The sequence below is a fragment of the Colwellia sp. 5_MG-2023 genome (assembly GCF_030547795.1).
In the GTDB taxonomy this organism is placed as follows: domain Bacteria; phylum Pseudomonadota; class Gammaproteobacteria; order Enterobacterales; family Alteromonadaceae; genus Colwellia.
Map to the genome: position 1 here is coordinate 341,274 of NZ_JAUOPW010000001.1, position 21,278 is coordinate 362,551.

Sequence of the window (21,278 nt, forward strand, 5' to 3'; positions counted from 1 at the left end):
CTAAATAGAAGTAATCTACAGACAAACACTATGACAAATTTTAGTAACTTTTATCAACAAATTGCGACTAACCGTTTAAGCCATTGGTTAAACACTTTGCCTGCACAGCTTGATCACTGGCAAAAAAACGAACTTCATGGCGAATTTAAACATTGGCAGAAAACGCTAGAAGCCTTACCTAATGGTCAGAGTAACAACGTAGATTTAACCACAAGTGTTACTGTGGGTAGTAAGGGTGATTTAAATCCCGGTGAAGAAAAACGCTTAGAAAACTTAATGAAAAAGTTTAAACCTTGGCGTAAAGGTCCATACCATATTCATGGCCTGCACATAGATACAGAATGGCGTAGCGACTTTAAATGGGATCGATTAGCGGAACATATTGGCGATTTATCAGGTAAGTATGTTTTAGATATAGGTTGTGGCAGCGGCTATCATTTATGGCGAATGCGCGGTGCCGGAGCTAAATTTGTTGTCGGCGTAGATCCGACACAACTCTTTTTAATGCAATTTAATGCTGTACAACATTTCATTCAAGATAAAGCGGTTAACTTATTACCTTTAGGTGTTGAACAATTACCGGAATTAAAATCTTTTGACACTGTTTTTGCCATGGGCGTTTTATATCATCGCCGCTCTCCTATCGATTTCCTTTACCAGTTAAAATCACAATTAGTCAAAGGTGGTGAGCTAGTGCTAGAAACCTTAATTGTAGACGGCGATGAAAATACGGTATTAGTACCTGGTGAACGCTATGCTAAAATGCGCAACGTTTGGTTTTTACCAAGCGCTAAGGCAATGTGCGCATGGTTAGAGCGCTGTGGCTTTAGCAATATTCGAGTTGTAAATACAGATATTACCGCCTTAGATGAGCAACGAAAAACAGAGTGGATAGATACTGAATCATTGTCTGACTTTTTAGATCCAGAAGATAACAGTAAAACAATCGAGGGCTACCCAGCGCCACAAAGGGCTATTTTTATTGCTAATGCTTAATGAACCTAAGATCAGGTTCATTATTCTTTCCTACTAAATCCTAGGCTTTCTAAGCTAGTTTTGAGTTTGAGGTTTTAGGTAACTATCAATAATTTTTTGATAGTTACCGTTCGCCTTAATCTCGCTGATGCCATTATCAAAATCTTTCTGCAGTTGCTGATTGCTAAAGCCTGCAACATAATCAATATTTCCGAACAATGGATGAACGACAAATTCGGCATTATAAATATTCTTACTTAAGCCTTCTTTTTTCATTAAGGTGAGTAAATACTTAAAAATATCTATATCAATTACCAGAGCATCAACTCGTTGAGTAAATAATAATGCTACTTGGCTTTTCTGATCAGCTAATTCAACATAGCTATTCGACTCTTTGAAAATATTATTGTATTCCTTTCCTAAAAACTTGAGCGCATTTTGAAATCCAGCAACGCGCATATCTGATAAATCTGAAATTTTTGTTATATTGACGTTATTATCTGCCAGTGTCACCACTACATTTCGGTAACTTATATAAGGTTTTGAAAGATATAACCCTAATTCATTTTCTGTCGTTGATAAGGTAATCAAGCCTTCAATATTACGTTTTTTATACACCTCTATATGCCTAGTCATTGGCAAATAAAAAAAGCTTATTTGATAGTGATATTTATCAAGTGCCGCCTGGATAATTTCAATTTGCATACCTTTATCATTCTCAACAAAAATAAAAGGCGGTTTAGATAAGCCGGCAAGCAAGATAATGTGATTATCTTCAGCACAAAATGCATTAGGCTGAATAGTAGCTAAAAATAGCATCACAAAAACAGCTGTTTTAACTAAAAATTTCAAAAACAATTCACTCCTAAATTCATACCCAAATGAATACTTAGCTCACTTCGAAATAAAGACTGATTGATACTATTTATTATTCGCTATAGTATCAATCAGTGTAACATTAATTGATATATTGTTATTCATGAAAAATCAAGACGGTATGAGACAGCTATGAATGAAGTTTGGTTGGAAAGACGTTTAAAGAAAGTATCAAAAAGACAACATGATCATCGTGATCCTTTTCAAAGAGATCGTGCTAGAATTCTACACTCCGCCGCTTTTAGACGATTACAATCAAAAACTCAGGTCATGGGTAGCGGTCAAAGTGATTTTTATCGAACACGATTAACTCATTCACTTGAAGCAGCACAAATTGGCTCAGGCATTACCGCACAGCTTCGTTGTAAATACCCTCAATTATGCCAAACATTATTTCCTGTTACCGACAGCTTAGTTGAAGCCATTTGTTTAGCGCATGATATTGGTCACCACCCTTTTGAAACAATTCCCCCTATTTAGTACTTAAAATGTATGTTTGAGTAAAGTTACTTGAAAAAAATCAATATTTTTCTATAACATTCAAAATTTCACATACATTTTTTAAAACTATAAATGACACTTTTAATTATGAAAGATCATCTATATTAGCTAAACAACCTTCTTCAAACATATCCATGAATATTTTTACTTCTTTCATTTCTATTTTATAAGCTTCTACTTTATCACCCAATCTCTTTTTGACAGAAATAAACTCAGGGTTATGAAACTTAAGCTCATCACATGCCTTAAAGTATGCAGCAATAACATCAGCAGCCTTTACTAGTTTTTTATATTCTGCATCGACATCTTTTTGAACTAATAACTCTTTAAATAATGGCTGAAGTTTAACTGGCAGTGAATCTAAACATTCTAATTCAGCCATATCCTCAATTTTTTTAAACTCTGCTGTCAGCGCAGGTGTACTATATTTTGTTACATGATTAATATCTTGTAACTTAGTTTCTGACACTTCATGATAAAGCGCCACCGTAGCGGCTCTTTCAGGATTAATATCGCCACCACAGTATACATTCCTGACCGTTGCCAACAAATGTGAGATAACAGCTACCTGATGACTATGCTCAGCTACATCTTCCTCTTTGACTAAATGCATTGGTGACCAACGCTTAATCAAATTCATTCGTAATATCCATGCTAAAAAAGAGCTTTTTTTCAATTTAGTATCCTTTGTTTATACAGATAAAAGACCCCGGTTAATGCTCGTATCTTCTACAATTGTAAAATCTTTCTATCCATTAACAACATAAAACATAACAATATTTTCAATCAATATTACATCTTTCTGTTACTTTTAAAACGACTTCTACACATTTAATATGATTAACTTCCTTATTAATTTTTAATTTTTAATTTTTAATTTTTAATTTTTAATTTTTAATTTTTAATTTTTAATGGGATTATTGAGTAATCATCAATTAAAAAACTTTTAACTTTTCCAAGAGGAAAATATCTATATATTGCTCCATCATCTAGTATTACTTCTATTTCATGGTCATGATGGCCATATCTAAAAGATATTTCCTTTAATATGTCTCCATTACGTAAACCTGAACGAAAAGCATTACTCTCCTTTGTTAAGCCGCTTATAGTATTAAATTGTTTCTCTGTTAATAGATAGTCAAAGCCAAGTTCAAAATTAACTAAAGAAATAGGTTCAATTAACTCAGAATACCTATCTAAGGTATTATTTACTCCCTTATTTCCAAAAATAAATTCATTAATATCTTTGCCTGCATGCTCAAGCCCTATTTCGTCCAGCGCTGAAATTATGCTCTCTTCATTAAGTTTAGGGTGCTCTTCCAAGAAGTTTGGGGAAGAAAGCTTATCAAAAAGATTAAATATAGTTAGCTTTCTATTCTGTGATCTTAGCTTTTCATCCCAATATAAAGCCAAAAGTACCCCTTTCCAATAAGGGACTCTGTAAAAGCTGTCAGAGCCACCCAACCAAATAGGTGAGCTATTATAAAGTGTTGTATATTCAACACTTGTCAATTTTGAAAAATCTGAAGTAACTAACCCAACAAGTGCTTCATTAATTTTTGAATTAAATTCCTTTCTAGAGATTATATTGCTATCTAACGAGAGTTGTAATGCAGCGTATTCTGTAAAACCTTCTACAAACCATTGTAAATTTAAGTTATTTAATTCGATTTCACCCATGGAGTTTGGGTTCCAAGAGTGAATAAATTCATGCATCATTGAATTAACTAAGTTACTCTCAGGTTCAGTTTCAGTTGCTTGAATCCAATATGTGTTGGTTAATGCTACACCACTCAAAGAGTGACTATTATCATCATTATTTAATGTGGTAAATGCAAGTACAAAGTTAGATGAAAAACTTGAAAATTGATTAGAAACAACAGTAATAGCTTTGTTAATTTTATCAATAAGCACTGGATCTAATTGCTTTAACTCTTTATCAGAAACTAATTCAATATTATTATTCACATTGAATGAATTCACTTTAGAATCATCTGTAATATATAAAAAAGACAACATGAATTCATTGGGATTTCCATTAAAAATTAAATCATTACCGTCCCGAATCATATTTGAAGAATAAATCTTTTTATGAAAAGCGTCACTGAATGATATCTTTACATTGATTTCCTCATTTGATAACCAAGGAACAATTAAAGCTAACCCATTTATCCATCTAACTTTGTTTTCATCTACAGATGGTAAAAATTGGTCAATGTTTGAAGTTGTATTTGTACGTTCTTTAATTTGAGTTAAAAAGTAGGTAACCTTGACTGGTCTTTCACTACACGGTGAAATAGAAATGAAGCTTTCCAGCTTATTAAAATCATTTGAAAAAGTGCACCCTTCTTGGTGAATATTTAATTCTTTAATTCCTTTTCCAGCTCCTTTAGTTGAGCCAAATCTGTCTGGAATTATAAGCTGAACTTTAGAGGTCGATGCTTCGAATTCCAACTCAATTGATAAAGTATTACTTGAAACTTGTGAAATGGAATATTTAATTAATGACTCAGACTCACTCGCTTTAAGAGTATTACTAACTAATAAAATATAAAGGATAAGTATTATTATTTTTTTCATTTATTACTCAATATAAACAGCCTTAAATTTAAGACTGTTTATTATTACATTAAATTATCCATTTAGTAATATGAAAAAAAGTTAACTTTATATAACTCCTTTGAATACCAGAAACAGTTAGTGGAAGAACCGATAGTAAACAGTTAAAGTATTGTAATCGTGGATTTTACTTCCCTATTTAAACACGGAAAATGGATTTTTATTATGAATTACAACAATAAATTAAAAACAACTCGCTCACGTCAATCATCAATTGAAGGAAGATGCTTCAATGAGGAGATGGAAAGTGATCGTGGCCGCGCTGTTAATTCTGCTGCTGTTAGACGTTTACAACAAAAGACCCAAGTTTTTCCATTGGAAACTAATGCCGCAGTGAGAAGTAGGTTGACACACTCGCTTGAAGTACAGCAGGTTGGTCGATATATCAGCAAATTAGTAATAAAAGAGCTTTCGAGTAAGGGATTATTGGAAAAACTTGAAATAGCAGGCAATATTGATGGTTTCGTTAGTGCAATTGAAGTTGCCTGTTTACTTCATGATGTTGGTAACCCAGCATTCGGGCATTTTGGTGAAGAAGCAATAAAGCTCTGGGGGAAGAAAACACTTACAAATATATTTAATGAAAAATTTTCAAACGAAGTCAATTGCAGCATACTTATAAAGGATCTCTCCAGTTTTGAAGGGAATGCACAAGCGATAAGATTACTCCATAGCCTCCAATCATTGAACTTAACGTACACTCAACTAGCTTGCCTTATAAAATATACACGTGGCGCATATGAAGACAAACCAATAAAAACTGATACTTATGCATACAGAAAGAAAAAGCCTGGTTTTTATTTTTCTGAAAAAAATCTATTCGAAGATATAAAAAAAGAACTATCTATTGCTGACGGATGCCGCTTTCCCTTAACTTATATAATGGAAGCTGCTGACGATATTTCTTATTGCATCGCTGATGTAGATGACGCTATTGATAAAGGTATTTTAACTGTCGAACAACTCCACATTGAGATAAAAAAAACGTGGAACAATTTCAAAGATGATCCTGATATCAAAGATGAAATAGTAGAAAACGGCTATCTACTCAAAATAGCAGACCGTGCGTATAAAAAGTATCAAGAAGAAGAACACAACAAAGACCACGCTTATATACTTACACTACGCACTACACTGGTAAATGAGCTATCAACATATGCAGCAAAAAGATTCATAGATAATCACGAACTGGTATTTAACGGTGAACTCGATGAATCACTTCTAGATGGCCATGATGAGTTTAATCTAGCTACCGAAACGTTTAGAAATCTTGCTATCAATAACATATTTAATAGTAAAGAAATCGAAAACTTAGAACTTAAAGGGTATGCAGTAATTTCTGGTTTACTGAACATCTATACCCCATTAATTGAATTATCCTTTGATGAATTTAAAGAATTAGTAAGTAATAACTTTTTAAAATCACACCCAATTGAAACAAGGCTTTTTCACAAACTATCAGGCAAACATAAAGGTAGATATAAAGAAGACGTAAAAGGTATATATGCTAATGAATTACCACTTAACAAAGATAAAATGATGGAATTATATGCTAGAACAAGGCTGCTCATAGATTATATTAGTGGTATGACAGATCAATTTGCTCTTGAAGAGTTTCAAAATCTATCTGCAATTAAATAATTTTTTGCCAGATAATTTCGTTGGTTTAAATGTAAATACAGCAAACAAAGCTACTTACTTTAAACCAAGGTTTTCTTTATATCTAAAGGCATATTACTTAAGAGTCGTGCGTATAATTCTTCACAATTATTCTTCTGAAATTTTACTAAATCCTTTTCTTGTTTTTGGGCTTTCTTTTTAATTTCATCTTTTGATAAGTGCTGTAGCCCATATTTAGGTTTATTTATTTTTAATTATTTTTAATTATTTTTTCTTTTCTAATATATCATTAACGTCATCATAGCAATCTGAAAGTTTCACCGAATAACTAACACTTCTGAAAATTGGCTGCGGTTTTTTTCACATTTCTTCAGCTACTTCTGCTTTTGATATCTTATAACTGAACTTGTTTTTAAAGTCCTTCTCATCTGAATGTCCATTGATATATCGCAATTTAGCTTTCTTAAATTTAATAATTGCATCGTAAGCCTTCCCTGATGTTTCAACATCAACTGCCCAACTAGGACGTTTTTCATCCTCTACTGGTTTAATTAAAGAGCGGTCTTCACCCAAAAATTATTTAAGATAATCATCTGCCATTATTTTATTTCCTGTTCAATGAATGCGTCTTTACCATCGTAACTATTCTTTGTGTTAGTTATGACAGTGGCCTCTTTATTTTTTTCTTGCCTTTACTGTACGACTCCCCCACATTAAAAAGCCTGTAATTGACATGCCAGTTAACAAAGCACCAAAAATAAACCAAATAATTTTAGTCCATATTCCACCAATCGTTCCATAATGCAACGGATTAGCAATATGCGATAATGTTTGTACCACTGTCATCTTATCGGGATCCCTCTCACCTGCCACATCGCCCGTCCAAGGATTAACAATGACACCATAAGAATATTTGTCATAGAAAATAAAATCGCCACTACCATATAATTTATAGGTATCTCGATTATGTTCAGGCAGCATTAAATACGTCCCTTCAAAATCTGGTGATTTTTTATGGGCTATGTCTAACGCACGAGTCAATGAGGTTTTTTCGAAGGTATCAATTTTATTGCTTAATGGGAGTTGTTCTACAGTCGCAATAGGTGAATGTGGCTCTATGTCATAATCAGCATGCCACAAGACGGCTTGAACTAAATACCATAACCCAGTGAGACTCATCAGCAGTAAGAACCAAAGAGACCAAACGCCAGCTAAACGGTGTAAGTCGCCATATAGCGTTTTTTTACCCTTTCTTAGACGAAGCTTAGGTTGTGTAAAAGCGTGCCAAAAATTCTTATAAATAACTAATCCGGTAATCAAAACGCCAAGCATGACAAAAGCCATAGCGCATACAATGTAATAACCAATACTGTAATTACTCTCCCAGGAAATATTAACCAACCATGCAAAGAGCGCATAAAACCATTGAACGTTATATCCTGATACACACCTTGTATGTCGCCAGTGTATTGATTGATGTAAGCAATAGCTTGCGGTTTATCTATATCTGTAAAAACAATCGCATGGATAAGATAAGGCTCAAATGTCATCACAGTTGTTATTTTTGCTGTAGGGTGAGTTTTTTGCACAATAGAAATTAATTCTGGCGCACTTTTCATTTCATAATTTTCAGGATTGTTTGCCCGTGAATTAGGATTACTTAACCAAGTCAACTCTTGGCTAATAACGGCAATGATAACGGTAAGACAAACAAAACAAAATAACAGCCATACGGGCAATGAAAACCAGCCATGAAGTTGAAGCCAGAACCGATTGCTGAGCTTTGCCATAAACTTGCCGTATTGATAATTATAAAAACTGAATAGGTGCCTATAATAATATTTATTTACAATCAACTCAATTGATAATCATTGCTATTGTTATTTATGTGTTTGTAACAAGTAAATATTCTCGCAGCTATATTAATTTACATTAACATCTACTCAACATACAAATAGCAACAATTATCATTTGCATTACAGTTTGCTAAATGTATAATAGCGAGAAATTTGCTAATAACAGAATAGATAACCTGAGGATAAACATGAAACTTAAATGTACTTTTGCATTTTCTACGTTAATTTTGGCTATGGGACTTCCGGCTTATGCACAAAATGTACAAACAGAAAAAAGTGCTGAAATAGAAAATAATAATGTTGAGAAAATACTTATCGTAGGCGTTCGTCAAGACCGAGTTAGCAAAGGTGCCACCGGTTTAACGATGGAGCTTAATGAAACGCCACAATCAATTAGCGTTATAAGTGCAGAACAAATTGAAAACTTTGCTGCGAATAGTATTAATGACGTTATGAAAATGGCGACAGGTATTACCGTAGAACAAGGTGAAACTAACCGTACTCGATATACAGCCCGCGGTTTTGATATTCAAAGCACTCAAATAGATGGTATCGGCCTACCTAATGGTTGGGGACTTGTTACCGGTGCAATGGAAAGTTACGCTTATGAAAAAATTGAAGTTATTCGTGGTGCTAATGGTCAATTAACCGGTGTTGGTAACTCTGCTGGTACAATTAACTATGTACGTAAACGTCCAACCAATGAAAATGAAGGTGAAGTAGGTGTAACTTTAGGCTCGTACGATCTTAAACGTTTACAAGCCGATTATTCATTCTTTTTAACTGATAGCGGTAGTTGGGCAGCGCGCGTTATTGCTGTTGCTGAAGACTCTGGTTCATACCTTGATGGCTTAGAGGATGATCGCACTTATATCTCTTTTGTGGTTGATGGCCAACTAACAGATAATTCAACACTAGCCTTTGGTGCATCACATCAAGATGCTAATAGTGATGGTGTTATGTGGGGGGGCTTATCATTAGCATACGCCGATGGCACACAAGCAGACTTTGATGTAAGTAGTAGTCCGACTCAAGACTGGACTATATGGGATGCTGTCAATACAAACTTTTTTGCTGAATATACTTATACTTTCGATAACGATTGGGAAGTGAAAGCTACTTATAATAGACAAGCGTCTGATGATCAAAGTAAATTGCTCTATGTTTATGATGCTTTAGGACTGTTTGACAGCGAAACTAACTTAGGTTTAATTGCTTTACCTGGCCGTTATGATTCTGAGTTTAAAGCTGATTTATTCGATGTAACTGTTAAAGGTGAATATAACTTAGCGGGTAAAAATCACGAGTTAATGTTTGGTACAAGTTCCTCCAAAAGTACTTCTACTTCATTTACAAACCCTTCTATTGCCTCAGCACCATACTTTGAATATAACGGTTCAACTGTAACATACGCTCCAGCTTTCCCCTATTCAACAAACTCTGACGCGTTGCCTGAACCAGAATGGGATGATCAAGTTACATATGCCGATCTTGATGTCACTCTTACGCGTATATTTGGATCGACTAAGTTGAATATAACGGATGATTTATTTGTTATCGCTGGGTTTAATGCGATTGATTATAACCGTAAAGGTAATAATTCAGGTGTGGCTGTTGATAATGATGAAAGTGAAATTAGTCCATACCTTGCTGCAACATATATGATTAATGACGATGTTAATGTATATGTAAGTTACTCAGATATTTATCAACCATTAGATCAGTACGATATTGATGGTGAATTTCTAGACCCTAGCAAAGGTGTTAATTACGAAATAGGCGTAAAAACGCAATGGTTTGACGATAACCTATTAACTACATTTGCAGTATTTAGTGCTGAGCAAGAAAATATCGCCGTTTTTGCTGGTATTGATGATAACGGAACTTATTATTACGAAGGCGCAACAATGGATTCAACCGGTTTTGAGGTAGAAGTTGCAGGTAATATTACCGATAACCTAAACGCTAATTTTTCTTATACTTTTGTAGATATTGAAGATGATTTTGGTGATGATACTAGTGCATGGGAGCCTAAAGATACCGTTAAGTTTACTTTAGCTTATAATTTACCGCAGCTACCAGAATTAAAACTTGGTTTAGGTGGTAGATGGCAATCAGAAGTTGAGAATGCCGCAGGCTCTGTTAAGCAAGACTCTTACTTATTGGTTAATGCCTTTGCTCGCTGGAATGTATCTAATGATCTTGCCATACAAGCAAATATTGATAACATCACCGATGAAAAATATATCACGAGCCTGAAAAACATTGGCTTTTATGGTGCTCCTATCACAGCAAGTGTTGGCTTAACTTATAGCTTTTAATCTTTAGCTTTAAGGTAAAGTTAACGTTAAAAATATGCATTTTAACGCATTAATTATAATTCATCCTGAACACGATTATCCCTGTTTGGTCATGTTAAATAGTTAATGCGTTTATTTTTATAATCGGTCTTATTGAAGCACATGCTACAAAGCTCCTTATAATCTGTTACATAAGCTGTTCTCATCTTCTAATTCCCTCGCTATACTGTAAAAATTAACAAGAACACCATTATTATTCAAAGCATTAGAAAGAATTATGATTAATACTTTATTTAAATGTAATATCAATTATCTATCGCGTCAAAATAATACTCAATTAAACGATACCATTTAATAACTTATGCTAGACATTTACGCAGGCGAAAACGCCTTAACAACTATTCAAGAAAATGGCTTTAAACAAGAGCTGTTTACTAATTTCTTAGGTGCATCAGGTGGACCAAAATGGTTTACCCTTTTCGGCTTAGATAAATACCTATTCGGTGACTTCTTTAAAGAACGCACTACAGAATTAAACCTTATTGGCTCTAGTGCTGGAGCATTTCGTGCGGCTTGCTTCGCGCAAAAAGATCCTGTAGCAGCTATTTCTCGTTTAGCCGATAAGTACGCGCGTACAGTGTATGATGATAAGCCGACCACTGCTGATATATCAGATTCAGCTGTTGATATGCTGTCCCATATTTTTGGCACATCCGGTGTAAATGAAGTGTTAAGCAATAAAATTTTCAAAGCACATTTTATTGTCGCTAAGTGTAACGGGCTGACAAGCTATGAAAATAAAGCGGTTCAATGCGCTGGCTTACTTGGTAGTATGTTATTAAATAAAATAGATAGACGTTTATTAAGTTACCAATATGAACGATTTATCTATCGTCCTAAATCAAGCAATTTGATCGTAAATGATCCATACAACTTTACTAGTCACTACATAGATTTTACCCAAGACAATATTCCTGATGCCCTTCTTGCTTCAGGCTCAATTCCAATGGTGATGTCTGGCATTAAAAATATTGCTAATTCCCCCCAAGGTACCTATAGAGATGGTGGTATTATTGATTATCATTTTGACTTTGCACTTCACAATGAAAAAGTGATTGATACCAAACAAAAAAAATTCGATAACCTTACCCTATATCCTCATTTTAGTGATACACCTAAAGCGGGTTGGTTTGATAAGAGCTCGTCTCGTCAAGTGCTCGATAAACATTATGAAAACACCGTATTACTAGTGCCTTCAGAAAAATTTATCCAATCATTACCTTATAATAAAATTCCTGATAGAAATGACTTTAAAACATTAGACGCTCCTACTCGTATTAAATATTGGCTTAAAGTATTGAGCGAAACAGACCGATTAGCCGATGCGTTTAATGAGTTTATTGCTAAACAAGATATCAATAAAATTCAGCGTTTTTAATTTACTCTTTTAACCTAATATCTTTAGCTTAATCAGTAGACTGATTAATATTATGTATGGTTATTGGTGATTTTATTTTGGATTACCTAGAGGCACTTTGCTAAAACGCTCTAGACATGCGAAATAGCTATGCTAACTATACTAATGAATGAGCTTTATCCATAGTTCAAACGATGGCTAATCCGCAACAAATAAGCGAAAATAGTAATTAACTAACAGTATGTTGTGCTTGCATATTAATGAATAATCTAAAAATATGAGAGGAAATACCATGTATAAAATTGTTATCGTTGGCGGCGGAGCCGGAGGATTAGAGCTTGCCACTAAACTTGGCAATAAACTCGGTAGGAAAGGTAAGGCTCATATAACTTTAGTAGACAAAAACCACACGCATTTATGGAAACCTTTATTACATGAGGTTGCCGCTGGGTCACTTGATGATGGTATTGATGCGTTAAGTTATCGCGTGCATGCAAAGAGTCATGGTTTTAATTTCAAACTAGCTGCATTAAAAGATATTGATCGCGCAGCAAAGATTATCCAATTAGATAAAATCATTGATCCTGATGGCACTGAAATCTTACCAGAAAGCACACTAGATTATGACATATTAGTGATGGCATTAGGCAGTGTTACTAATGACTTTAATACAAAAGGTGTTAGTGATAACTGTATATTTTTAGATAACCCTCAACAAGCAAAAAGATTTCATCATTTAATGCTTAATAAGTATTTACAATTAGGCGTTAAAGAAACCAATAAGGTCAGTATTGCTATTGTGGGCGCAGGAGCTACTGGCGTTGAACTTTCGGCTGAGCTGTATAATTCATTAGAGCAAGTCTCCAGTTATGGTTTTGAGCATATTAATAACACCGACTTAAAGGTTAGCCTAGTAGAAGCTGGCGAAAAAATATTACCCGCCTTGCCAGAGCGCATTTCTAGCTCTGCACACCAAGAATTACTGAACCTAGGTGTTGATGTTCGTACTAAAACAATGGTGACTGAAGCAACAAAAGCAGGCTTAATAACGAAAGATGGCGAACTTATTGAGGCTGACTTAATGGTATGGGCTGCAGGTATTAAAGCCCCCAATTTCTTAAAAGATATTGGAGGATTAGAAACGAACCGCATTAATCAACTAGTCGTTAAACAAACATTACAAACAACACTCGATGATAATATTTATGCCATTGGTGATTGTGCAAGTTGCCCGCTACCTCAAGGTGGTTTTGTTCCTCCTCGCGCTCAATCAGCTCATCAAATGGCTTCTTTGGTAGCAAAAAATATTTTTGCCACCCTTAAACAAAAGCCACTTATAGAGTACAAATACACAGACTATGGATCATTAGTTTCCCTTAGTAATTACAGTACTGTGGGTAGCTTAATGGGAAGCCTTACTAAAGGTTCAATGAAAGTTGAAGGAAGCTTAGCACGCTTAGTTTACGCTTCTTTATATCGCATGCATAAGGTTGCACTGCACGGTTATATTAAAACGGCTTTAATGATGTTAGTTGAACGGATTAACCGTATTTTACGTCCTAGGTTAAAATTGCATTAACCTTGTATATATCTCTGACTGTATAACTAAAGGTAGGTCGACATTTATATCGACCTACCGAACAATCAGTCATCTATCTGCTAACTGATTATCAATATCTAAATAACGTTAAAAATATTACTTTAACTTTATAATACCAGCTAAAACTGCAATTGCTCCACCAGCCATTCCTGCCCAAGCTTCAATAGGTGTATCTCCATTTAATGTACGACTTAGCTGAGAACTAGCTGAATCATAAACGTCGTACCCCCATAAACCGAGAGCCGCCCCAGCAATGATAAGGATCACACCAATAATTCTGTTATCCATTTTTTACTCCTAATTAATTTTGTTGTTTACATGCAAGAAAAAATATTGCACTAATCTTTTGTTATCAACCAAAGGGCATGTAAAATACCTGGGACATAAAAACATAAGCATAAGATAATGTTTATTAATAAATCTTTACCTACACCACTTTTCAAAAATACCGCTACAGGTGGCAATAGCAAAGCTAAAATAATGTGTATTAGTTTATTCATAAAATATATTTCCTTGTAATCATCTAAATGAAAATTTGCCTGATCATATTGGCATACACGTGCTTTTTTAACTAAAAACATAAAACACCTTAGTTACCAATTATCATGGCTATTGTTTAAGCCTTGTCGTCAGCTTCAAACCATCGATAAACTATCCCAGCTAATATAGCTCCTACAATGGGTGCTACCCAAAAAAGCCATAATTGAGATACAGCCCAATCGCCCTGAAAAATGGCAACACCTGTACTTCTTGCCGGATTAACTGATGTATTTGTGACAGGAATACTAATAAGGTGAATTAATGTAAGACCAAGACCGATAGCTAAAGGAGCGAATCCTTGTGGAGCACGTTTATCTGTAGCACCTAAAATAATTATAAGAAACATAAATGTCATTACAATCTCAATGACTAATGCCGCTGTTAAACTATAACCACCTGGAGAGTGTTCTGCATAGCCATTCGAGGCAAATCCCGCTGTAACATCAAAACCCGCTTGTCCACTAGCAATAATGTACAACACTGCTGCTCCTGCAATACCACCAGCAACTTGTGCAACAATGTATGGACCCAGTTCAGTAGCTGAAAATCGACCACCAGACCAAAGACCAATTGAAACGGCAGGATTAAGATGACAACCAGAGATATGCCCAATAGCAAACGCCATTGTTAATACCGTTAAACCAAATGCTAAAGAAACACCTAATAGCCCAATGCCAACATCTGGAAATGCTGCTGCAAGCACAGCACTACCACAGCCACCAAGTACTAACCAAAAAGTGCCTATAAACTCTGCACCCAATTTTTTTGTTAATGTCATTTTTATCCCTTTATAATTATAGAAGTAATATTCTGTTGGGCTCTTTATATATCAAGTTGAAGGTTACGCCATGCCAATTTACCTAATTAACTATAGCAGCTCGGCTATATTTCCAAGGTTTAATTTTTTGGCTTATGACATAGTAAAATGCCAACAGGTATTTTGAGTACTATGCTAGTACTAGCTCTAAAACGGATAAGAAACTCAAAAGTCACAATTTTTTATCTATTTAATAAAATTAATACAAAAAATTAAAAAACAATCGAATAATATAATCTACAAAGATTTAAAAAGTGCAGAAATAATAGCTGTCATTTAAGTAACCTTAGCTCGGTTTAATAAATCTTTCTCTAACCGTTATTTCTCCTTACTTCCTCGTTAAATTTACTTGCAATAGACTAGGTATTGACGCGAAATTTGCCTTGAATTAAGCAAAACTATCAAGTTAGAGTATAAAATATAGTTATATTATTAATAATTTCAATAAATTAAAAACATCTTAAACCGAGTTCAGGTTAAGTAAACTTAAATTAACTTGGGGTTTTTAGGGTAAAAACGTTCGGGTAGACTATTAATATGTTCAAAAAAGCGTGTATCTTTATAAGGCAATTTCATAAAACCTGAAATACCAATGCCGTCAATGGTTGGTAATAGTGCCATTAATTCTGCTAAGCATTGACTAAATTCTTCAGCTTTATCATGATTAAGTAACATCAAATAGCTGTGTATTTTTAAATGCTTAGGTAATACCTCAAAGATGATGCACCCTGTGTGATGAATTAAATTAATACGCGCCAAAACTTCCATCATTTTTTCAGGTAAATATAAATACTCATCGGGATCTTTGCCATCTTCAAAATAAGAATGAAGACGGGTAACATCGTCAATATCAGCAACATCACTGACTTCAAACGGTATATATTGCTTAGGGTCGGCGATAAAAGGCTTATTTGAATTATTACGTTCAATATGAAGGGTATTTCTGGCATTAAATAAGCAACTCTTAAACATACCAATACGAAAAATCCCTTGTGCTAAATGAATCATATTATTCACTGCACTTTCAAAAGAGTATTTTAAGCTGGGTTCAAACAAAGTTAAGTTTGAATCAACATAAACCCCTTCTTTGGCCCAACGAATAGCTAAACCACCAACAACAGGGAAATTACCTAATCTACCCAATGCAGCAATAAAGGCTTTTTCATTATCGCCCATGCCCATTAAATAGTTTTTATAATATTTTTCTAGCTGCACATCATCAATATCACTTAAGCTATCACCATTAGCTTCTTCTCTTAAGAATGATTTACGTGAGCCATAAACAACTGTATCTATTTCTCCTGCTTTACTCGCTGATTTTGATTTAACCCACACAGGAATAAGTGCTTCAGCTTTTATAACCGTCGGTTTATCTGATAACACTATTTGCTTTAAATAAGATAAATTTTTAAAAAAATAGTCACCTGCCTCACAACGTTTTTTTTCATCATCACTCAACATAGCCGTTAAGACATTAGCTAGCATCTTAGGTAGACCTAACGAATTTGGTTCGATGATTTTAGTGCCATATCGACACGATTGTCCCGACGCTATGGCATACAATGTGGCAGCTAAACCTTGTTCATCAAAACGCGGCGAAGACAAGCCACCACTAATTTGCTCTGGCCCTATAAAATAAACATCACCCAGCCTAGCATTGCTGTGTTGTAAATCACTACTCATCAAGTCCATGACATTATTACTGGTACTTTGTCCTTTTACATCAAGCTGCGCAATAACAGACGATCCCCAATCAATCAGTTGCACTAACCCTGTATTTTCATCAAAAACAATGTTTGAAGGCTTTATATCACCATGCACATAAGGTTTCCCTTTAGATTGGCTGTGTTGATGTGCCCTTTCGTCGCGTAAATACAGCAAAATTTCAGCTAACTGAATGGCAATACTAACGACTAACTCAGGGGCAAGAGGACCCCGTTGATGAGAAAGCTTTTCTAAATCAATACCTTTCGCTCGAGTCATTTGTAGAATTGATTGACGTTTGATTTTTTGATAATCAATCACTTTAGGGATTCTAGGGTGATTAAGTTGGCTTTGAATATCAGCTTCTTCACTCAACCTATCTTGAACATGCTGTGGTAAATTAGCACGAGAAAATTTGAAAACGACCTCTTCTTCAGCAATATTTACGGCGGAAAAAACAAAACCATAAGCTCCTTTCCCCAACAGCGCAATATTATGATAACCAAGAAACTTCAATTGTTGTTGACACAGCTCAACCCATTTCTTTAATTTTGTCGCATCTTTGTGGTTTAGCAGGTAAATAGATTGCTCTTCAGCAATATAGAAATGCTGAAGTTTTTTTTCTCCACTTTTTGTATTATTTTTAATTAAGATCTCGGTCACAAAAATATCGCCTGCCCTGCATTATTCTCTAAAAACTATTTATAAAAACGGCCTTCTGTTCAGTATACCTACTCTAGCAAGCTTTATTATCGGCTATTTATACTAAAGTACATCTGCAAATACAAAAACACGCCCAATTTGAGCGTGTTTCAATCTATAACTTACCAATTAATTATATCAACGAGTTATACTTTTATACCCAGTGGTAAATAATTTATAAAGGCTCAGCGATAAACTATAAAACTCTCATCCTTGGGTAAATTAACTCATATGAACTAACATATTGCTTGGTTTTTCTAAAAAGGATTTCCACAAATTACAAAAACGCGCAATACTGCCGCCATCAATAACACGATGATCACCAGACCAGCTAACTTGCATAATACTGCGAGCTTCAACTTCACCTTTATCATTGAACCTTGGTAGCACTTGTACTTTACCTAAAGCAACAATAGCCGATTCAGGCTTATTTATAATAGGTGTTGCCACAGTGCCACCAATAGCGCCAATATTAGAAATTGTTATAGTGCCAAATTTTAAGTCACTACTTTGCACTCTCCCACTTCGCGCATCATTAGTTAAACGTGTAATATCAATCGCTAAATCTAAAATTGATTTAGTTTGTACTTGCTTAACATTAGGGACTAACAAGCCCACTTTTGAATCTACCGCCATTCCAATATTATGATCATTGAAGTAAGTTAATTCGGTACAATCTTCATTTACTTGACTATTAATTACAGGAAATTCTTTCAATGCTAACGAAATAGCTTTCATAAAAAAGGGCATCATCGTCAATTTACTATCAGCTTTTTCCAATACAGCCTTAATGGTAGGATCTTCTTTAAAGGCTAAACGTAGCTTTATCAACTCCGTCATGTCAATTTCTTCACAATAAGTAAAGTGAGGAATCGTGCTCACAGAATCAACCATGGCTTTTGCCATTAATGCTTTAACACCTCTGATTTTTTCAACATAACTAGACTCTACTTGTGCTGACAATGTACTAGTAGCACTAATAGCATTATTGCCACCTTGCTCAAAAGCAACCACATCATCTTTGTATACCCGACCTTTTTTACCTGACCCTTTCACTTCACTAATATCAATATCTAATTCACGTGCAACACGGCGTACTGCTGGGCTAGCAATAGCCTTACCATGGCATAATTTATTATGATCTTCTTGAACTGACTTGGTATTACTTTCACTTATCGCTGCACTGCTTGATTCAACAACTGGTTTAATATTTTCAGCTGAAGCTGTTTCTTCAACCAACGTTTCTTCTGATTGTAAATCATCGGGTCTCATCGAATAAAGCGGTGCATGAACTTGTGCTATTTCACCTTGTTGATAAAATAATTTTTCTATTACACCAGCATGCATTGCCGGTATTTGTACTAATGCTTTATCTGTCATAACATCGGCAATAGGTTGATCTTCAGCTACTTGCTCACCTTCTTCTACAAGCCATTCAACAAGCTCACATTCAACAATTCCTTCACCTATATCAGGTAAAATAAAATCAATACTCATATTTTTTTCCTATTTTCTTAATCAGAAATCATTCAGTAAATTAATAGTTTACGCTGCGTTTAATAGCTTCATAAATTTTTAGATGATCGGCAACATATTCCTTTTCAAGTGCTAATGGGTAAGGTGTATCTAACCCACACACTCGCTCTACAGGTGATTCCAAATGTAAAAAACATTCTTGTTGAATAGTTGCTGCTATTTCACTAGCAAAACCTGCCGTTAATGGCGCTTCTTGAGTGACCAACAAACGACCCGTTTTAATAACAGAATTAGCAATTGTGTCGACATCCCAAGGTAATATGCTGCGTAAATCTATTACTTCACAAGAGATACCATCATTAGCTGCTAAATCAGCTGCTTTTTGTAATATTTCCATTTGAGCACCCCAAGCTAATAGGGTGATATCACTTCCTGTTTGTACAATTTCAGCTTTACCTAGTGGTAGTTGATAGTCTTCTGTTGGTACTTCCCCCACAGAAGCACGATAAAGGCGTTTAGGTTCAAAAAATAGAACTGGGTTATCATCACGTATCGAGGCTAATAGTAGACCTTTAGCTTGATAAGGATTACGAGGAATAATAATTTTTAATCCTGGTGTATGAGCAAAATAAGCCTCAGGTGATTGGCTATGGTATAAACCGCCTGCAATGCCGCCTCCATAAGGCGAGCGAATAGTTAATTTGCCCACATCAAATTCATTACCACTTCTGTAACGAAATTTAGCGGCTTCATTTACAATTTGATCAAAAGCAGGAAAAATATAATCCGCAAATTGAATTTCAGCTATCGGGCGTGATCCTTGAGCTGCTAAACCATTAGCAAAACCAATAATACCTTGCTCAACTAACGGGGTATTAAAACAACGCATTTTTCCATATTTATCTTGTAAACCAGAAGTCGCCCGGAAAACGCCACCAAAATGGCCAACATCTTCCCCAAAACATAAGGTACTTTCATCTTCATCCATCGCAATATCAAGGGCATTATTAATCGCGTGTAACATATTCATTTGTGCCATAACTAAAATTTCCCTGCAGTAAATGGATAGGCTTCTGGGTATTTATTTATATGTGTTTTAACCTGTTCTAATTGTGCTGTTAACTGAGCTGATGGGACATCGTAAACGTCGCTAATTAAGGTATCAATGTGAGGTTTTTCTATTTTTTCAGCAACCTTCACAGCAGCTAATACTTTTTCTCTTAGTTTTTCATACAATGTAGTTTCTTGCGCTTCATCCCACCAATTCTGTGCAAGCATCCAATTTTTCATGCGTACAATAGGATCATTAGCTTGCCATTTTTGTTCTTCTTCACGCGTACGATAACCAGAAGGATCATCAGAGGTAGAATGAGCACCTAAGCGATACGACATGGCTTCAATTAACACTGGCGCATTTTCTTTTAACGCATACGCTCGCGCGATTTGGGTCGCTTTAACTACAGCTAAAATATCATTACCATCAACACGTAGTGTTTTAATACCATAACCAACACCGCGAGAAGCAATACCGTTACCTTTAAATTGTTCATCTGCTGGTGTGGAAATTGCGTAACCATTATTACGACAGAAAAATATAACCGGTGCTTCTTGTACTGCAGCCATATTTAAACCGGCATGAAAATCACCTTCTGATGCGGCCCCTTCGCCAAAATAACATAGCGTTACTGCATCTAAGCCTTGTAGCTTTTGTCCATACGCATAACCTGTTGCCTGTGGAATTTGAGTGCCTAAAGGAGAAGAAATAGTCATATAGTTCAATTCTTTTGAACCATAATGAATGGGCATTTGACGGCCTTTACCTAAATCTTTATCGTTAGAAAACATTTGATTCATAAAGTTTTCAAGACTAAAACCACGAAACATTAATGCGCCTTGCTCACGGTATTGGCTCATAATCATATCTTGTGGCTTCAAACCTGCAGCACCACCAATACTTGCAGCTTCTTCACCTAACGCCGCCATATAAAAGCTTAAACGACCTTGGCGCTGTGATGCCACCATACGTTCATCTAAGACTCGATGAAAAGCAAAGGTTTTATATACTTTGACTGCTAATGCTTCATCGATATCTGGCATATCACTGCCTTCATAAACAGTGCCGTCTTGTTGTAAAATTTTTAATTCAGGAATTTCAACACTTGTACCGTCGATAAAAGTAGGTTTATGTACTATCGGTCCATCATTATAAAGTTCATTGCTCATAACATTCTCTTATTGTATTGTGCTTTTTTTAATCATCATTTAACCAACGTTT

The 21,278-nt window shown here is 35.0% G+C and carries 16 protein-coding genes and 2 pseudogenes; 6 read left to right on the plus strand and 12 right to left on the minus strand.

Annotation, left to right across the window (positions count from 1 at the left end):
- Positions 1–30 precede the first annotated feature (30 nt).
- Entirely contained in the window at positions 31–996 is a 966-nt protein-coding gene (cmoB, locus tag Q4496_RS01370; protein ID WP_215973765.1) for a tRNA 5-methoxyuridine(34)/uridine 5-oxyacetic acid(34) synthase CmoB, read from the plus strand.
- Between the two features lie 54 nt (positions 997–1,050).
- On the opposite strand, the gene Q4496_RS01375 is transcribed toward cmoB, so the two are convergent.
- On the minus strand, positions 1,051–1,827 hold the full coding sequence (locus Q4496_RS01375) for an ABC transporter substrate-binding protein (protein ID WP_303609807.1): 777 nt from the start codon (positions 1,825–1,827) through the stop codon (positions 1,051–1,053).
- A gap of 156 nt (positions 1,828–1,983) precedes the next feature.
- Here Q4496_RS01375 and Q4496_RS01380 point away from each other — a divergent pair.
- Positions 1,984–2,310, plus strand: a pseudogene (locus Q4496_RS01380) (dGTPase); the annotation flags it as partial.
- Positions 2,311–2,437: 127 nt separating this feature from the next.
- Here the strand turns inward: Q4496_RS01380 and yfbR are convergent.
- Positions 2,438–3,028, minus strand: a complete 591-nt coding sequence (gene yfbR, locus Q4496_RS01385) for a 5'-deoxynucleotidase (protein WP_303609808.1) — start codon at positions 3,026–3,028, stop codon at positions 2,438–2,440.
- A gap of 218 nt (positions 3,029–3,246) precedes the next feature.
- A complete protein-coding gene (locus tag Q4496_RS01390; protein ID WP_303609809.1) occupies positions 3,247–4,932 on the minus strand; it encodes a hypothetical protein in 1,686 nt (561 codons plus the stop codon).
- A 204-nt stretch (positions 4,933–5,136) separates the two neighbouring features.
- Between Q4496_RS01390 and dgt the strand changes: the two genes are divergently transcribed.
- A complete protein-coding gene (gene dgt / locus Q4496_RS01395) occupies positions 5,137–6,612 on the plus strand; it encodes a dGTPase (RefSeq protein WP_159821005.1) in 1,476 nt (491 codons plus the stop codon).
- A 339-nt stretch (positions 6,613–6,951) separates the two neighbouring features.
- On the opposite strand, the gene Q4496_RS01400 is transcribed toward dgt, so the two are convergent.
- Positions 6,952–7,164, minus strand: a complete 213-nt coding sequence (locus Q4496_RS01400) for a hypothetical protein (protein ID WP_303609810.1) — start codon at positions 7,162–7,164, stop codon at positions 6,952–6,954.
- 186 nt (positions 7,165–7,350) lie between these two features.
- A pseudogene (locus Q4496_RS01405) lies at positions 7,351–8,381 on the minus strand (PepSY-associated TM helix domain-containing protein); the annotation flags it as partial.
- Between the two features lie 254 nt (positions 8,382–8,635).
- Here Q4496_RS01405 and Q4496_RS01410 point away from each other — a divergent pair.
- The 3 genes from Q4496_RS01410 (at position 8,636) to Q4496_RS01420 (ending at position 13,743) form a co-directional block, all read left to right on the plus strand.
- The gene (locus tag Q4496_RS01410) at positions 8,636–10,768 is read left to right on the plus strand and encodes a TonB-dependent siderophore receptor (RefSeq protein ID WP_215973762.1); all 2,133 of its coding nucleotides are present in this window, start codon (positions 8,636–8,638) and stop codon (positions 10,766–10,768) included.
- Positions 10,769–11,108: 340 nt separating this feature from the next.
- The gene (locus tag Q4496_RS01415; RefSeq protein ID WP_303609811.1) at positions 11,109–12,185 is read left to right on the plus strand and encodes a patatin-like phospholipase family protein; all 1,077 of its coding nucleotides are present in this window, start codon (positions 11,109–11,111) and stop codon (positions 12,183–12,185) included.
- 271 nt (positions 12,186–12,456) lie between these two features.
- Entirely contained in the window at positions 12,457–13,743 is a 1,287-nt protein-coding gene (locus Q4496_RS01420) for an NAD(P)/FAD-dependent oxidoreductase (protein ID WP_215973760.1), read from the plus strand.
- A 117-nt stretch (positions 13,744–13,860) separates the two neighbouring features.
- On the opposite strand, the gene Q4496_RS01425 is transcribed toward Q4496_RS01420, so the two are convergent.
- The 7 genes from Q4496_RS01425 to Q4496_RS01455 all read right to left on the minus strand — a co-directional run bounded on the left by Q4496_RS01425 (position 13,861) and on the right by Q4496_RS01455 (position 21,226).
- Positions 13,861–14,052 carry a DUF3185 family protein gene (locus Q4496_RS01425; RefSeq protein ID WP_215973759.1) on the minus strand — a complete coding sequence of 64 codons (192 nt, stop codon included), beginning with the start codon at positions 14,050–14,052 and terminating at the stop codon, positions 13,861–13,863.
- A 50-nt stretch (positions 14,053–14,102) separates the two neighbouring features.
- The gene (locus Q4496_RS01430; RefSeq protein ID WP_159821012.1) at positions 14,103–14,264 is read right to left on the minus strand and encodes a YqaE/Pmp3 family membrane protein; all 162 of its coding nucleotides are present in this window, start codon (positions 14,262–14,264) and stop codon (positions 14,103–14,105) included.
- A 116-nt stretch (positions 14,265–14,380) separates the two neighbouring features.
- Complete coding sequence (aqpZ, locus tag Q4496_RS01435; RefSeq protein ID WP_303609812.1) at positions 14,381–15,082, minus strand: aquaporin Z; 702 nt, start codon at positions 15,080–15,082, stop codon at positions 14,381–14,383.
- Positions 15,083–15,607: 525 nt separating this feature from the next.
- The gene (locus Q4496_RS01440) at positions 15,608–17,488 is read right to left on the minus strand and encodes a protein kinase (RefSeq protein ID WP_303495248.1); all 1,881 of its coding nucleotides are present in this window, start codon (positions 17,486–17,488) and stop codon (positions 15,608–15,610) included.
- A gap of 261 nt (positions 17,489–17,749) precedes the next feature.
- Positions 17,750–19,024, minus strand: a complete 1,275-nt coding sequence (locus Q4496_RS01445; protein WP_303609813.1) for a 2-oxo acid dehydrogenase subunit E2 — start codon at positions 19,022–19,024, stop codon at positions 17,750–17,752.
- A 40-nt stretch (positions 19,025–19,064) separates the two neighbouring features.
- Complete coding sequence (locus tag Q4496_RS01450; protein ID WP_215973756.1) at positions 19,065–20,042, minus strand: alpha-ketoacid dehydrogenase subunit beta; 978 nt, start codon at positions 20,040–20,042, stop codon at positions 19,065–19,067.
- A gap of 2 nt (positions 20,043–20,044) precedes the next feature.
- A complete protein-coding gene (locus Q4496_RS01455) occupies positions 20,045–21,226 on the minus strand; it encodes a thiamine pyrophosphate-dependent dehydrogenase E1 component subunit alpha (protein WP_303609814.1) in 1,182 nt (393 codons plus the stop codon).
- Positions 21,227–21,278 lie beyond the last annotated feature (52 nt).

Bases quoted from the DNA above. Each gene is read 5' to 3' on its own strand.
- cmoB (WP_215973765.1), top strand. From the start codon at position 31: ATGACAAATTTTAGTAACTTTTATCAACAAATTGCGACTAACCGTTTA.
- Q4496_RS01415 (WP_303609811.1), top strand. From the start codon at position 11,109: ATGCTAGACATTTACGCAGGCGAAAACGCCTTAACAACTATTCAAGAA.
- Q4496_RS01420 (WP_215973760.1), top strand. From the start codon at position 12,457: ATGTATAAAATTGTTATCGTTGGCGGCGGAGCCGGAGGATTAGAGCTT.
- Q4496_RS01410 (WP_215973762.1), top strand. From the start codon at position 8,636: ATGAAACTTAAATGTACTTTTGCATTTTCTACGTTAATTTTGGCTATG.
- Q4496_RS01390 (WP_303609809.1), bottom strand. From the start codon at position 4,932: ATGAAAAAAATAATAATACTTATCCTTTATATTTTATTAGTTAGTAAT.
- aqpZ (WP_303609812.1), bottom strand. From the start codon at position 15,082: ATGACATTAACAAAAAAATTGGGTGCAGAGTTTATAGGCACTTTTTGG.
- Q4496_RS01425 (WP_215973759.1), bottom strand. From the start codon at position 14,052: ATGGATAACAGAATTATTGGTGTGATCCTTATCATTGCTGGGGCGGCT.
- Q4496_RS01455 (WP_303609814.1), bottom strand. From the start codon at position 21,226: ATGAGCAATGAACTTTATAATGATGGACCGATAGTACATAAACCTACT.
- dgt (WP_159821005.1), top strand. From the start codon at position 5,137: ATGAATTACAACAATAAATTAAAAACAACTCGCTCACGTCAATCATCA.
- Q4496_RS01430 (WP_159821012.1), bottom strand. From the start codon at position 14,264: ATGAATAAACTAATACACATTATTTTAGCTTTGCTATTGCCACCTGTA.
- Q4496_RS01450 (WP_215973756.1), bottom strand. From the start codon at position 20,042: ATGGCACAAATGAATATGTTACACGCGATTAATAATGCCCTTGATATT.
- Q4496_RS01445 (WP_303609813.1), bottom strand. From the start codon at position 19,024: ATGAGTATTGATTTTATTTTACCTGATATAGGTGAAGGAATTGTTGAA.